12 protein-coding genes are annotated in these 15879 nt (G+C 30.1%); 2 read left to right on the top strand and 10 right to left on the bottom strand.

Annotation, left to right across the window (positions count from 1 at the left end):
- Window positions 1-85 precede the first annotated feature (85 nt).
- Entirely contained in the window at window positions 86-1825 is a 1740-nt protein-coding gene (locus tag BUB42_RS14965; protein ID WP_073021816.1) for a sodium:solute symporter family protein, read from the top strand.
- A 499-nt stretch (window positions 1826-2324) separates the two neighbouring features.
- Here BUB42_RS14965 and BUB42_RS14960 read toward each other — a convergent pair whose 3' ends face one another.
- From BUB42_RS14960 to BUB42_RS14940, 5 genes are all read right to left on the bottom strand, one after another.
- Entirely contained in the window at window positions 2325-3170 is an 846-nt protein-coding gene (locus BUB42_RS14960; protein WP_073021815.1) for a DUF2911 domain-containing protein, read from the bottom strand.
- Window positions 3171-3225: 55 nt separating this feature from the next.
- Window positions 3226-3900 carry an HAD family hydrolase gene (locus BUB42_RS14955; RefSeq protein WP_073021843.1) on the bottom strand — a complete coding sequence of 225 codons (675 nt, stop codon included), beginning with the start codon at window positions 3898-3900 and terminating at the stop codon, window positions 3226-3228.
- 506 nt (window positions 3901-4406) lie between these two features.
- The gene (locus tag BUB42_RS14950; RefSeq protein ID WP_073021813.1) at window positions 4407-5123 is read right to left on the bottom strand and encodes a tRNA threonylcarbamoyladenosine dehydratase; all 717 of its coding nucleotides are present in this window, start codon (window positions 5121-5123) and stop codon (window positions 4407-4409) included.
- A 42-nt stretch (window positions 5124-5165) separates the two neighbouring features.
- Complete coding sequence (locus BUB42_RS14945) at window positions 5166-5822, bottom strand: TatD family hydrolase (protein WP_073021811.1); 657 nt, start codon at window positions 5820-5822, stop codon at window positions 5166-5168.
- Entirely contained in the window at window positions 5822-6424 is a 603-nt protein-coding gene (locus BUB42_RS14940) for a DUF1684 domain-containing protein (protein WP_073021841.1), read from the bottom strand. The genes BUB42_RS14945 and BUB42_RS14940 overlap by 1 nt, the downstream gene beginning before the upstream one ends.
- Before the next feature lie 207 nt (window positions 6425-6631).
- On the opposite strand from BUB42_RS14940, the gene BUB42_RS14935 reads away from it, so the two are divergent.
- Window positions 6632-7855, top strand: coding sequence for an MDR family MFS transporter (locus tag BUB42_RS14935; protein WP_073021809.1), 1224 nt, complete (start codon window positions 6632-6634; stop codon window positions 7853-7855).
- 221 nt (window positions 7856-8076) lie between these two features.
- On the opposite strand, the gene BUB42_RS14930 is transcribed toward BUB42_RS14935, so the two are convergent.
- The 5 genes from BUB42_RS14930 to BUB42_RS14910 all read right to left on the bottom strand — a co-directional run bounded on the left by BUB42_RS14930 (window position 8077) and on the right by BUB42_RS14910 (window position 15439).
- Window positions 8077-10680, bottom strand: a complete 2604-nt coding sequence (locus tag BUB42_RS14930) for a TonB-dependent receptor (RefSeq protein WP_073021808.1) — start codon at window positions 10678-10680, stop codon at window positions 8077-8079.
- A gap of 3 nt (window positions 10681-10683) precedes the next feature.
- On the bottom strand, window positions 10684-11409 hold the full coding sequence (locus BUB42_RS14925) for a GLPGLI family protein (RefSeq protein WP_073021806.1): 726 nt from the start codon (window positions 11407-11409) through the stop codon (window positions 10684-10686).
- Window positions 11410-11693: 284 nt separating this feature from the next.
- Window positions 11694-14327, bottom strand: coding sequence for a TonB-dependent receptor (locus tag BUB42_RS14920; RefSeq protein ID WP_073021804.1), 2634 nt, complete (start codon window positions 14325-14327; stop codon window positions 11694-11696).
- 5 nt (window positions 14328-14332) lie between these two features.
- A complete protein-coding gene (locus tag BUB42_RS14915; RefSeq protein ID WP_073021802.1) occupies window positions 14333-14974 on the bottom strand; it encodes a GLPGLI family protein in 642 nt (213 codons plus the stop codon).
- 222 nt (window positions 14975-15196) lie between these two features.
- Complete coding sequence (locus BUB42_RS14910; RefSeq protein ID WP_139257414.1) at window positions 15197-15439, bottom strand: hypothetical protein; 243 nt, start codon at window positions 15437-15439, stop codon at window positions 15197-15199.
- Window positions 15440-15879: the final 440 nt, after the last annotated feature.

Raw genomic sequence — 15879 nt, 5'->3', positions numbered from 1 at the left:
GACAAAAAACTATACTTGGGTGTTAATTGCCAATGCGATTTACATTCTGATTTTTTGTTTGATAATGAAATTATACTCGTAAATTATGCAGTTATTTGATTGGATTATACTTATAGTTACACTGTTATTTATTGTAATTTATGGTGCATGGAAAACTAAAGGCAGTAAAAACGTAGAAGATTTTATTTTAGGAAATAATGAAACGCCTTGGCATGTGGTAGGACTATCGGTTATGGCTACGCAAGCGAGTGCTATTACCTTTCTTTCTACTCCAGGACAAGCGTATCATGACGGAATGGGCTTTGTGCAATTCTACTTTGGACTGCCTATAGCAATGGTGGTGATTTGCGTTACCTTCATTCCTTTGTACCATAAATACAAAGTTTATACTGCGTATGAATACCTCGAAAAAAGATTTGATTTAAAAACGAGATCACTTGCAGCGATACTATTTCTATTTCAAAGAGGATTAGGAACAGGATTAACTATTTACGCGCCAGCTATAATTTTGTCCGCAATATTAGGTTGGAATCTAACGTACATGAATATTATAATTGGTGTTTTGGTTATCATATATACTTTTTCTGGTGGAACCAAAGCTGTAAATGTCACTCAAAAACAGCAGATGTTTGTTATCATGTCAGGAATGTTTATCACTTTTTTCTTTATTTTGCATTACTTGCCGAATGATATGACTTTTACAAGTGCTTTACATATTGCTGGTGCAAATGATAAAATGAATATCGTCAATTTCTCGTTTGATCCAGAAGAAAAATATACTTTTTGGAGCGGAATCACCGGTGGGTTTTTCTTAGCATTAGCTTATTTTGGAACGGATCAATCGCAAGTTGGGCGTTATTTATCAGGTCGATCAGTAAAGGAGAGCCAAATGGGTTTGATTATGAATGGACTTTTAAAAGTACCCATGCAGTTTTTTATTTTGCTAACTGGAGTAATGGTTTTTGTCTTTTTCCAATTCAATCCTGTTCCTTTGAATTTTAATCCAAATAATAAAGCGATGATTGAAAAATCAGCTTTCAAAGGAGAGTACAATGCTTTAGAAAAAAAACTAGACAATTTATCCGAAGATAAAAAAGTAATTAACCTACTTTATATTGATCAATTGAATCAAGATTTCGACAATCCAATTTTGCGAAAAGAGCTTGTTGCCCTATCCAATAAAGAAAAAGATTTGCGAGATCGAGCTAAAGAAATTATCCTTAAAGCAGATAAAAATAGCGAAACAAACGATAAGGATTATGTGTTTTTTCATTTTATCCTGAACTATCTACCAAGAGGCCTTATTGGTTTATTACTGGCGGTGATTATTTCAGCCGCAATGTCATCTACTGCTGCAGGATTAAATGCATTGGCATCGACAACAGCGATTGATATTTACAAACGCAATATCACAACAGTAAAGTCAGATCGACATTATCTCCAAGTAACAAAATTATTTACACTATTATGGGGAATTATTGCGATTTTATTTGCTTGCGTTGGAACACTTTTTGAAAATTTAATACAATTAGTAAATATCATTGGTTCTATTTTTTATGGAACAGTTTTGGGTATTTTTTTAGTAGGTTTTTACATCAAAAATGTCCAATCTAAAGCTATTTTTTATAGTGCGTTAACAAGTCAGCTCACCATTTTTATTATTTATTATTATGCCATTTACATTTATCCAAGCGGACAGGAAAAACTAGGTTATTTATGGCTGAATTTTATAGGTGCGATGCTTACCATTATAATCTCGCTATTGCTTCAGTGGACTATTTTTAGAAATGATAAAGCTAGAGATCCAGATTCAGTGATGGTATAATTAAAAATTCAACAGAAAATAATTAACCGCAAATTCGCAGATTTAAAAATTTGCGCTGTTAAGGCTTTTAATTTGGAAGTATAAAGCTAAGGATTATATGCTTTCTAGAAAGGATTTCTACCAAATAGCCTTTAAATATTCTGTAAAGGGAAGTTAATTTTTTTTGTCAGGTTTAGCGCAGTCAAAACCCTTTTTATGAGTCATACATAATCTCGACTTCGCTCCATTTGACAAGAAACAAAACAATAAATTTAAAAAAGTAATTAATATTACGCACAATTAAATTTACAGTCATGTAGATACTATTTATTTTTTATTGCTTCCAATGCATACGGGAGAAATTAACTCCTTATATATTTTTTATTGGAGTCGTTGAATTTCGTTTCACATATCTTCATAGGTGTTTGTGATCAAAGCGAGGTCATGTGCACTTTATAACAATAAAAAACCCGTTTCGCAATTCCGAAACGGGTTCTATTAAATTTATTATTGTCAGAATTTAGTTTCTGCTCCACTCTGAAATACTATCCTTATTCATTTTTACATAATCTTGGTTCTTTGCAGTTTCAGCAGCTGCGAGAGACGCTTTTGCAGTTTCGATAGCTCCTTTTTTGTCACCAGCTTTTGCTTGAATTAATGATTTTAAGCGATTGTACCAAAATGGTTTGTCTTTAGACATATCTAAAGATTTATTTATATATTCTAATGCTTTTACATTATCTCCATTTGACTGAAACAAGAATTGCGCTGCAGCAAAATAATCAGCAGATGCTGGACCTGACAAAGCTTTTGCAATATTTGCTGTAGCTTTTTGTTGCGTAGGAACCTCAAATTTCAACGATGCAAATGAGTTTTCCCATGACATTTCTAAAAAAGCAAAATTGTTATCTAGAGCGTTTATTGCAATAGTCAATGTTTCAGCACTTTTATTTAAAACCTCTGGTTTTACTGTAGTTTTAAGTGCTACATTTTCCTCTTTCCACTCTTCTGGATTTCCCCAATTATCAGTTGTTTTGTAGAAAATAATTTCCCAACTTTCAATTTTTGGAATAGTAAACAATGAATATTTACCCTTCGTCAATGTCTTCCCATCAATGATTACATCATCGCTAAAAGATATTGTTGTATTTTCATTTGCTCCTGTTCTCCATACTTTTCCAAAAGGAACCAAATTACCAAAAACTGCTCTTCCTCTCGCGCTTGGTCTTGAATAATTAATTTCTACATCAGTAAGCCCAACTGACTGCATGATAGTTGCTTTTGGACTGGATTGAGGCGTTTTTATTTGTGCTTCAGTTGTGAAATTTGCTAGCATAATCGCTAAAACAATAATTATTTTTTTCATTGTTAATTGATTTTTTTGTGATTTCCAAAAATACAAATTCAGCAGTGTAAATGTGTTAATTAGTTCTTAATTTAGATCGAATATTCTTTACTTTTTCAAAATCTAATTCGTCAAAATGGTCAATAACAATATTTGCTAATGAAAGATCTTGGGCTTTTGAATGCAAACTATTGTAACCAACACAGAAAATTCCAGCCGCATTAGCAGCTTTAACCCCGTTAGTACTGTCTTCTATTATTATGCAATTTTCCTTTGGTGCACTAGATAAACTAGCAGCGTGTTCAAATATTGCTGGATGTGGTTTTGATTTTGGAAAATCCTCGCCACTGATTAAATGTGTAAAATAATCATGCAGCTTAAATCTATTAAAAACACGCGAGATAGTCACTTTTGAAGCCGACGATGCTAATATTAATTGCATTCCGTTTTGATGTAAATTTTTTATTAAGATTTCCACACCTTCTAGTAATTCCAAATCCGTTTTGCTATCAAAAGCATCATTAAAGATTATGCGTTTCCTTTGAATTAAGTCTTCTACTTCATATTCGATAGTAAAGATTTCTTTTAATTTCTGAAATGTATTTCGTGTTGATAAACCAGTGAAAGAAGTATACATTTCTTCGGTAACATCAATATTTAATTCGTTGAATTGTGAAAAATAAGCAAAACGGTGCACTGGTTCTGTATCGACGATTACACCATCCATGTCAAAAATTACTGTTTGTATCATTTTTTTATTTTGCCACAAAGGCGCAAAGACACGAGTCTTTTTTATGTTAGTAATTGCTTTATGTTTTTTTGCCACTAAGGTGTAAAGACACAAAGTTTTTTTCTGTTAGTAATTACTTTATGTTTTTTGCCGCAAAGGCACAAAGACCCAAAGTTTTTATATGTTAGTAATTACTAAAAGTTTTTTGCCACGAAGGCATAAAGACACGAAATATTTTTTCTGTTAGTAATCGCTTTATGTTTTTTGCCACAAAGGCGCAAAGACACGAAGTTTTTTTTCGTTACACCAACTTTTACGCGTACTAAAAGCCTTTCTTAAAAAATAATCGAAAATTTAAAACCATTAAGAAAATTAAGATTAGTTAAGTCTCAATATAACTTAATTTGCTTAATGGTTTAAAAATAAAACTATTTCTTAATAATTTACATTTTGAAAAATTGAGATTAGAGGTCACTGAACACTAATCACTAAACTCAGAACACTAATCTCTGAACACTAAACCAAAATCACTCCTTTTTAAGCAAATAACGTATTACTGTTTCCGCTGCGTAAAGTCCAAATAATGCTGGCATGTAACTATTAGTTCCGTAGAATGATTTTTTATAATTAGAACCATCGGTCATTTTTAAACTTGTCTCATCTTGAATTTCCGATGAAAAAACCACCTTTAATTTATCAATTTTCACCTCTTTTAAACGTCTCCTGATCGTTTTTGCTAAAAAGCAGTTCTGCGTGTTTCCAATATCAGATACCTTTACTTTTGAGGCTTCCATTTTTCCGCCTGCACCCATACAACTGATTATTTTTACTCTTTTTCGTTTGGCGCCAATGATTAAATTTAACTTTGGCGTAACGCTGTCAATGCAATCTAACACATAATCAAATTCATCTGAAACAATTTCAAAAGCACGTTCAGGCGACAGGAATTCGGCTATTCGAGTTAAATTTAAATCGGGATTAATGTCTAGTAAACGGTCACCAACTAAAGAAACTTTGGATTGTCCAACGGTGGAATGTAATGCTGGTAACTGTCTGTTTATATTAGTGATATCGATTACGTCTCCATCCACAATTGTCATATTCCCTACTCCTGCTCGTGTTAAAAATTCGGCTGCAAAAGATCCTACTCCGCCCAGTCCTACAACTAAAATATTTGCATTTTTTAATTTATCTAAGCCTTCTTTTTTGAACAATAGTTCGCTTCTTTCTAACCACTTTGCCATTATCAACTTTTTGTTATTTAAGTTCTTAGAACCTAATGATTTCTATTTAATTGTTTTATTGAATACCTCTGCGAAATTGCTATTAATTATTTCCTGTATCTTCAAAACACTGATTACTTTATAGTTTGCCGCTAATTGATAAACGGTTTCAATTCCTTCCTCAATTGTATCTGTCTCTAGAAAAATTCTGTCGTTTGGAATATTTATGAATACTTCCTCTAACTCTTTTTTTTGTAATAAGTATTTCCCAAACGAAATGTGAAAACCATTTGCAATCAACTGATTTGCAACTTGACCGTTTTTAGAAAATCCATGAATTATCATTGGAACTGAAATATTTAATCTCTTTTTAGTTTCAATTACCTCTTGAAATGCAGCTGCACAATGAATGACGACCGCTTTATTATATTTTTGTGCTAAAAGCAACTGTCTTTCAAAAACCATTTGCTGCAATTCTATTGGTATTTCAATTCGTTTGTCGAGTCCGCACTCACCAATCGCTAAACAATTGGGCTCTTTTAATTTACTTTCAATTATTGCCAAATCTACTTCTACCCTATCTTTAACAATATACCAAGGATGAATTCCAACAGAATAATACTGAATTGCTCCGTCAAACTCCTGCGGATATTGATTGACTAATTCTAAAACAGAATCTTGATTTGTGTATTTGTGTGTATGTAAATTAAAAAATTCCATTAGTCGTGAAATTTTTTAACGCCTGCTTTTACTTCGATATTCAAATCATTTTCTAAAGGTACTTTTGGACAAGAATATTTAGAATTATAAGCACAATAGGGATTGTATGAAGTATTGAAGTCAATGAGAATGGTATTTCCTTTTGGTGTTTCTAGGTCAATATATTTCCCTCCAATGTAACTTTCTTTGCCAGATGTCAAATCAGAAAAAGGTAAAAACAAATGATTCTTGTATTTCTTTTGCTTTGAAAGCGCAATATTTCGGTATACATTTAATTTAAAATCTGAACCATTTATTGTAAAATAAACTTCGCCGTATTTTACATATAGCGGTTTCCTATCGGTAGTGGTTTTCATTTCAAAAGGCTTCTCGTTTTTGGTACGCACAAACTTAGCCACCACATTAAAAGTTTCATTAGCTGGATAGAAATCTAAACTTTTAAAATCCACTAAATCTTCTACCAGGAGCGGACTTGTTTTAGCATCTGCATATTCAGCATTTAATTCCCTTTGAAATTTAGCTACAGCCGAGACATCATAAGTATTTTGGCCAAAGCCAAAATTAGCTTGTACTAAAAAAATAAAAAGCAAAAGAGTTTTCAATTGAATAATTTTATGCAAAAATAGTTTAAAAGTTACAAAGCGACAAAGATAATATTTGGAATAAATGGGTTCAGATTTCCGATTTCTAGCCCAGATAGTAGTGAAAATCCTTATATTTTTTTTCTTTAAAAAAATATAAGATTGTAACGAATAGCTGGAAAAAGCTCCTGAAAAAGGTTGTAATTTTGCAAAACAGAAATTTACCTCATGCTCAAAACTGCTTTTCAACGTTACATCAATAATTACCGAGGATTCACCAGAGAAATCTGGATCTTGACTTTAATCACATTTATCAACAGAGCGGGAACAATGGTTTTGCCGTTTTTATCGAAATATTTAAAGGAAGATTTGAATTTTTCTTATGAACAAGTTGGTTGGATTATGGTCTGTTTTGGTTTTGGCTCTATGTTAGGTTCGTGGCTTGGCGGTAAACTTTCTGATAAAATAGGATTTTATAAAATCATGGTATTTAGCTTATTTACCAGCGGGTTGCTGTTGTTTGCCGTACAATATGTGCGCACTTTCTGGGGATTATGCTTTGCAATGTTCCTTATAATGACCGTTGCTGATATGTTTCGTCCTGCCATGTTTGTTTCGTTAGGCACTTATGCCAAACCCGAAAATCGAACCAGAGCATTGACTCTTGTTCGTCTTGCTGTAAATTTAGGCTTTACCGCCGGACCTGCTTTAGGAGGATTAATCATTATGAATTTAGGATACAGCGGACTTTTTTGGGTTGATGGAGCTTCTTGTATTGTGTCAATTTTAATTTTTACAGTACTTGTAAAAGAGCGAAAAAAACCAGCTGATTTGAACGTTTCCGAGAGTGTGACCGAAATTCCAGCATCCGTTTTCACCGATAAAATATTCTGGATTTTTCTATTTGTATGCTTTATCACAGCCATGCTTTTCTTCCAACTTTTCACGACATTGCCGTTGTACCACAATGAAAAATTTGGGCTTACGGAATTCCAAAGTGGCCTTTTATTATCATTAAACGGCCTGTTGATTTTCTTTCTTGAAATGCCAATTGTAAGCATTAGCCAGCGCAAAAATATTGACAAACTTAAAATTATCCTTTGGGGTTGTTTGCTGATGTCGATCAGTTTTTATGTTTTATTGATCAATGTTTGGGCTGGGACCCTAATTGTGAGTATTCTTTTTATCACTTTTGGAGAAATGTTCATTTTTCCATTTTCCAATTCTTTTGCTTTGAGCAGAGCACCAAAAGGGCATGAAGGACGCTACATGGCGCTGTTCACAATGAGTTTCAGTTTAGCACACATTGCCAGTTCAAAAACGGGACTTGAAATTATAGCCAACTTTGGTTATCAAACCAACTGGTTTGTGATGGGAACACTAGGAATACTCTCGGTTGCGGGTTGTATTTGGTTGCAGAAACTCGTTAAAGCCGAACAACAACGATTGTAGGCAATAGCAAGTAAAAATTTTTCCAGAAAAGGTAATAAGTCAATTTTCACCAAACAAATTCCCGATCACAGGTGCAAAACGTAAATCAATTTACTGCTGTTGCCAATAAAAACTGACTAACAACAATATATTTTTAATATTTTTCCTCCTAGAAAATAAATCGAAGTTTATCGGCTAAATGATTTAATACCTTGACTATTTATTATGAACGGCATTCAGAATTATTTTATGTTAAACCCAATTCCAAAACCAATATAACCCGCTAACCTATCAATTATTTCTGTAGAAGTGAAATTATTAGAACTGATGAATTTTATAACCTGTGCATTTTCAATGTTTAAAACATTGTTCGCTTCAAACCAATATTTAAACTTTTTAGCTTTGTAGTTAACCTTAAAACTTAAATTAAAAAAATCAGTGGATTGGTTATCGGTGTTAAATTTTTCAAAGGAATTATCGATGAAATAAGAAAATTGTGAATTGATTTTACCATTAAAAGAAAGAAATGGATTGAGTTGAATTATCTTATTTTTAGTGCCTTGAAATGATAAACTATTGGTTTGATAGCGATAATTTAATCCACATTCATAGTTAAAATATTCATTTTTAAAAATGCTAATTAACGATGTTTTAATGCCAAATAATTCTGTAAGCTGCGTATTGTTTACAAAATTTATTTGATTGACGAAATTGGAATTAATGTAGTTAAACGAAACTTTAAATTTGTTTTTTATTTTCGAAATGCGATGCTCATAAGAGATTGAGTTATTCCATGCAAATTGATTTTCCGTGTTTATTTGTTGTATTTGAATGAAATCTACAGCATTTACAGAATTATTTGAAAGCCTATTTCCAAAGACAGTGTAGGATGAATTAAGCATTATGACAATTCCGTTGTAAAGATCAAATTGAAAGTAATTTAAAGCATAAATATGTTGCGTAATAGGTGTTGAATAATTGATATTTGAATTTGCAAAAAGATTTCTGAAGCTTTCGAAAAAACTGTTATCATTGAGATTTCTTGCCGAATATACATCTACAGTTTTTGAATAATTTACCAATAAATGATGCGTTTGATTAAAATTATATTTAAAAAGAAAAGAGGGCAGAATAAAGGAATTTTCGCCTTTTTCATCACCAAATTTCAGAAAGTAATGCCTGAATTCCGATTTAGCCTTATAATTAAATTTCCCTTCGCTTTTTTGAAAACTGATATCAGATGTGAAGTAATTTGAGGTAAAATTTATTCGATTATCACCAAGTGCAATGCCAGTATTAAAATTAGAATTTTCAAAAATATAGCCAAAACTAAATTTATACAAGTGCTGTTTTTTCTTTATTGTAAGCTTACTATAAAAACCATAATCATTGTTTTTTTCGACATTATTTTGGGTCAAATTGCTGTTAAGATTAAACAAATTATAGTTAGCATCAAGCCCAATATCACTCTGATTTTTGTTGAACTCTTGGAACAAATTGAATGATAATAATTTGTTTTTATCAATTTTACTAATATAGCTAAGCTGATGACCAAATTTATAATTTATTTTATCGATACTTTCGCCAATCGTGTTTTGAGTAGAATTTAAGTTATTTCCAATTGTATTTGAAGCATTGATGACATTTGGGTCAAATAACAGAGTATAGTTCACTAAATTATTTGTGCTTTGTTTGTAATCAATATTTATTTTTGTTTGATTGTATAGTAAATTATTTTTGCTAAAAATATTTTCTAAAACATTGGATGTTGAAGAATTATCAAAAAAAACCTTATTTGTCCGAGAAATTTCTGTGGTTCTTAATCTTGAAAAAATAGAAAACCCATTTATCGATAGTTTATTTGTCGATTGATATGCAAAATCAAACGCTACAAACTCATTGGCTTTTGTGCTGACATTATCATCAGATAATAAAAATACAGGTATGTCACTAGTTTTCAAAGAGTTAATTGAGGAATCGTTATTTCTCAGTTCTTGCCTCACACTTTTATTTAACGAAAAATAATCTTTCATCGACAAAGGCTGGAAACCCGTATTGTTAAGATTTACTACTGCGGAAACGTTTATCTTTTCATTAAATTTAAATAAATTACTGTTTACTTGATATCTACTGAGGTACGCTGTGTAAGCATCAATAGTACCTGTTATTTTGCCTAAAAATTCTTTTTTGATATTTATGTTTAAAGCGGTTTTGTTGCTGCCTTCAATTTCTTTTAACGCTGCAAAATTCTCATAATTGCTCAGCACGTCAATTCCTTCAAGCATTTCTGCATTAATATTTTCGGTAGCAATCTTATGGTTATCACCAAACATTTTTTTGCCATTTACAAGTAAGTCATTAATCACTTTTCCCTGAGACATTATTTTACCATCTTCATTTACTTCAATGCCGGGGAGTTTTCTTAGAACTTCAACTAATTTTTCTTCGTTGCCAGTAGTCAAAGCTTTTAGATTATAACGCAAAGTATCGCCTTTGATTTTTGCAACAGCTAATTTGCTTTGGATTACAATTTCTTTTAATTCCACTTCTTTTTCGTCAAGAACAATTAACAATATTGCATTAATATTTGCGATTTCAATGATTTTAGTGTGGTACTGTACGTGTGTAATTTTTAACGTGTATTTGGCCAAAATATTTTTACTAACTGCTATTTCAAAAAAACCAGCTTCGTCAGATGTTGAATATGCAATAAGTTTATTGTCAACCATTAATTGAAGCGTTGCCGAAGGTATTTCAATGTTGGCTTTGTTTTTTAAAATACCGCTTACAGGGATTTGAGAAAAACAAAAATGGGAAAATAAAAATATTGAAATAAAATATCTCATACCTTACTGTCTCAAAGAATTTCCCAAACCGCTTTTTAATTCATTTATTCTGTCTTCTACGATTTTTAAATATTCTTTTTTAGAAACTTTAGTACCGTTCAATGGCCTTTTAATTTCTAATTTACCCTTATTTTCAGTAACTTTGATGGCATGATAAGTTTGCTTTTCAGCAATCAATTCTATGATGAGACCCGGTAAACCATAAAAGTCTTTTGGACCATCCTGGATAGCAATTTCGTCTGAATACCAAGCGATAATACTTTCGTTATTAATCGTAGCTTTGGCTTTTTTACAGTTGTAAGTGCCTATTGTTTTTTCTTCATCAAGTATTTCCCAATTGATTTTTTCTAATTTATCGACAACCAGAAGTTTTTTACCTAACACATCCGCTTCATGAAGATATTCTTTAGTTTTAAAATTTTTGTACAATCCACCGCCATCTTTACCAATTTCAATTTTTTTTACTTTTTCATTTTCAATTTTCAAATCTTCATTGTTTAAAATTTTTTCTCTTTCTTCCATGTACAAAGATTCCCCATTGTTATAATACAAAAAGAAAATGGTCGGTTTCGACAAATAGGCAGTCACGCTTTTTCTTGTTTCGGGATCTGTAACATTTTTAAGTTGGTTTTCAATGTTTGCTCGCCTCTCAAACTCAATGGTGAAAGACTGTGCAATAGAAATGTTTGAAATAATCACCATGCTAAATAATTTTAATAGATTTTTCATCCTGAAAGTAGTGTTAAATAGTATTAATAATAAAGATTGATTTTTAAAAATAAATTTAAATATCCCCTTAAACAGCAAAGTGAAAAAGGGAATTCTTGTAACTTATTATACCTCTAAATATACGTCATATATTCCGATGTAAACACCATCAACATAAACAGCAAACCTTCCTAAATAAATGCGTTGATCATCTTCATCAGCAGTTAACTTTTCTGAAGTCAAAATCATGTTCGTTTGAAATTCAATTGATTTGTTTGTACGAACTTCATTATTTGCTGCAATGTTTATTTAAATTTATATTCGATTCCAAAATTGATAAATCTGCTAAAAACCGCGTTTTCATTCTCCGTAAAAATTACTTGATTAAAATCTTTTGTAATAAACTGATTCGCATTAAATAAATTTGAAAGCATTAAGCTGAAGTTGATTTTATTTGTTCTTTTACTAACCGAAAAATCTAAATTAGAAAAATTGTCTTTATTGCTAAAAAAGTATACATTTCGATAAGTACTCATTACGATCAGAGATTTATTAAAAAAATTAGACTTCAAGGTTATACTATTACTAATAAACTCTAAGTTATTTTTAAAATCGCTTAAGTCGTTTTTAAAGATAAAATGGGAGTATTTTGAAAAATAATTAAAGTCAAAATTTCCTTTAAGTTTACTGTCGATTTTTAAACCTAACAAATATCGTTCAGAAAAATTTTCTCTGATTATATTTTCAAATATAAAGTTAGATTTATTGTTTAATATTTCTGGTTCAAAAGTGATTTTAAACGGAAGTTTTTTAAAATTTTTTACAAAAGTTGTAGAAAATGCTGTGTAGCTATTATCTAATTGATTTGCTTGCTGTAATATAATATCATTTAAAAAAGATTGATTGTCAAGATTTCTCGCTTTTCCATGTAATATTGCAGAAGTTATTTCTACTTTAAATTCTTTAAAAATTTTGAAGTAAGCGATTGAGTAAATTTCATTATTTGTTGGTGTTAAACCCAAAGACGGCTCAAAAATGGTTTGAAAATTAGATAAATATAAACCGTTTAACGTTTTTTCTAATGGAAATTTACCAACATTATTTGATGCAATCAAGGTGAAATTTGAAGATTCATTTGGTGAAAAAATAATGTTTACATTGTATTGAAAATAAGATGGTTTTGTAATGACATCTGGAATCTCAATTTTTGATAGTTCCATATTTGCGTTAAGGATAAACAACCCAATTGAATTTTGATAATTATACAATAATGAATTTGTGTTGTATGACAATTTTTGTCTGGGATTCAAAAAATCAAAATTTAAATCTGTTGAATTACTTGATTTTTTTTCGTTTTGCAATGAATTCGACATATATTTATAACCAAAAAAGTGATTTCCGAAGTTGCTCTTTTGATTTATCTTTAACTCTGACACAAAATTACGTTCTGTATTACTATTTATTTGATTAAATGAAAATAGCGATTGTAATATTGATGAGCCAAGAAAATTGGCTACATTAAGATTGTCGGTTTGCAAATTATTATTCAATACATAATTCTCATCAGAAAAAGAAATGTTAGAAATTAAACCTGTTTTCTTGCTAAAAACGTATTCAAGTGAATTGTTAAAAAACATACTATTTGAATTATGTTTATTTTGAAAATCGTTTTGATTTTGTGAACGATTTAAATTGTCCAAATTATTTTCAAACCAAATATAATTTAGATCGGTTTTTAATTTTATTTTGTCTGATGTATGTTTAAGTTGTATTTTATTTTTTGAATTGTACTCCTTTTGAGTATTATTTAAATCTATATTGTTTATCAAATCATTGATATAGAATTGGTTTGTAAAACTTTGGTTTTTCATAAAATGATAGTTATTGAAACTACCAATAAACAAATCTGTTTTTTCGTCAATAACATAGTTTATTGAAATTCCTAAGATAGAATTATCGTTTTGAGTAAAATTATTAAATCCATATAACTCGTCACTTAAACCTTTCCGTTTTTTAACTTCATTGTAATCAATGGGTAAGGACATTATTTTTGCATTTGCTTCCTCGCCAATGTTCCGAATTTGCGCTAATGAAATTTTGTTATTTCCAAAATTTGTGTTTTCGCCAGAAGCCTGAATGTTTACTTTTTTATTAAGGGAAAATAAATTGGAATATCCCCCAAATTTCTCATTGTTTTGGTAACCAAAGTTTCCTTGAATATTCCCAAAAAATGATTTGTTTAAATCTTCCTTTAATTTTATGTCTAAAACTGCAAATTTGCCATCGTCTAGTAAACTTTCTTTTAGTTTGTTGTTTTTTTCATCAAATCGAACCTCTATTTCTTTTATATCATTTGGCGATAAAGTTTGCGTTAATAATGCGCTTCCTAAATCCGAAACTTCTTTGCCATCAATAATTACTTTTCTGATAATTTTACCGTTAACTTCAATTTCGCCGTTGGCTTGAATTTTAAAGCCTTGAATTTTTGCTAGAACCTGTTCTAAATTGTTGTCGTAAACATCTTTCAGCTTGTCAATGTTATAAATTATGGTGTCTTTCTTTACAATTATTGGCGGTTTTGACACTATTTGTACTTCTTTGAGTTCAATAATTTCTGAACCGTTAAGCACAATTTCTAAACTAATTAGTTGCTTTGTATCTGTTCCAACAACAATGTTTTGATTGAACTTTTTATAACCAAATTTTCTGCCTTCTACTAAATAAATTCCCTCTAACAATTGTTTTTCCAGTTGAAAATTCCCGATACTATCTGATTTTGTGTACTCTATTATTATGCTATTTTCGTATAAAATTACGTTAACACCAGCTAAAGATGAATTGTTTTCATCTTTAGCTCTACCTTTAATTGTGGTTTGACTATATGTATCCAATGATATTAGAGTGAAAACAATCAAAAAGATTATTTTGTTGCTATTCATTTTAATTAATTTTCTCTTGAATATAAAATTTCAAATTTATCAACTTTTGTTCCTTTTGTAATATCTTTTAGTAGTTCTTTGTTTTTAAAATCTATACTTTTTAATTTATATTTTGAATTAGAATTTTCATATTCAATTTCTAAAATTAGTCCCGGTAATCCAGCGTATCTTCCCGGACCAGCTGATAAAGGGATTTCGGTTGTAAACCAAGCAAATACTTTCCCGAAATAATAAGGGTCATTTTTATCAACCTCATAAGAATAGGAGCTTGCTTTTATAGCCTTATATCCATTAATTATTTTAGTTTCTTTTGTAATTACCCATTTAAAATCATTTTTCCATTCAGCAGTTATTAACTTTTTATTAATATTACGTTGTTCTCTAAATATAGCAGTATCCAGATTATAATTATTAATATATTTGAGAGCGGCCATGGTAAATTTGCCATTACCATTATCTTTTACTTGTTTATCTATATTATAAGAAAATTGCGAAATATTGTCTTTGATATATAATTCAACTTCATTTTTAAATATCCCTTTAAAAAAACTGTGTTCATAAATAACTTTGATATCCACCGATTTATCTTTATTTTGGCTTAATGCGATATTGCTTATTAATATAAGTCCTATTATTAATTTTTTCATATTTAATACTTAGTTAAAATTGTATTTGTTATTCCGTATTTTAATAAAGAACATCTCTAAAAAAGCTATTGTTTGAAAACAGTATAAAATCCCAAACCATTGATTTTAGTTGTTTTATCAGATATTAAAATCTAAAACAGGTTCTTTTTAGAGATGTTCAAAAATCTAAAGGCAATGATAAACATTCACATTACCATCATAACTAATTATACCTATTGGCTTTTATTTAAGCGTTTTAGCGAGTTCATTACAATCGCATAACCAACAAGAAGCTTCGTTGCCATTAACTTTAATCGAACAATAAATTGTATCATCTGCAACTTTTTGTTCAATAATTATTTTGTCACTTTTTTGAACCTTTTCACTAGGCGCTGGCGCAATTGGAAGTTTTTTAATTGGGTCTTCAGTGTTTGCAAAACTTGCAGCTCCTATTAACATCAGTAATCCTAAAAATAAATTTTTCATAATATACGGTGCTTCTCCCATTTACAACAATAGTTGCTATAAGGACGAAAGTTGGAATAGCTTGTTATGTTATTTCTTCGCCCTGTTGTTAAAATATTGCAAGAACATCCTCGAGGTAGTTTTCAAAATTATTTGCAACTAATTTCTACGACCCTATTTATGCTTTTTTAACAGCTAAACCAATCAGGTTTACAAGTCAAATTTATAAACTTTAAATAAATGTAGGTGGTACTAAAAGTACCGTTTTTTACCTTTACCGACAAATTGGTTTTTTACTGTATAATTTTATTAATGAGAAATTTAATGAAAAAAAAATAGTTTAATTTTATAATTGGTTAGAAAACATCATTGCTATCCGAAAGTTTTAAGAAAACCTTAAATATCAGTCGGCATTGCCTATATACAGGTTGTTTTTAAAAAATTATCCTGAAAATAAGTCA

Source organism: Flavobacterium micromati (genome assembly GCF_900129585.1).
GTDB classification, from domain to species: Bacteria; Bacteroidota; Bacteroidia; order Flavobacteriales; family Flavobacteriaceae; genus Flavobacterium; species Flavobacterium micromati.
The sequence above is the reverse complement of the archived record's forward strand: the minus strand, read 5'-3'. Positions and strand labels throughout refer to the sequence as shown.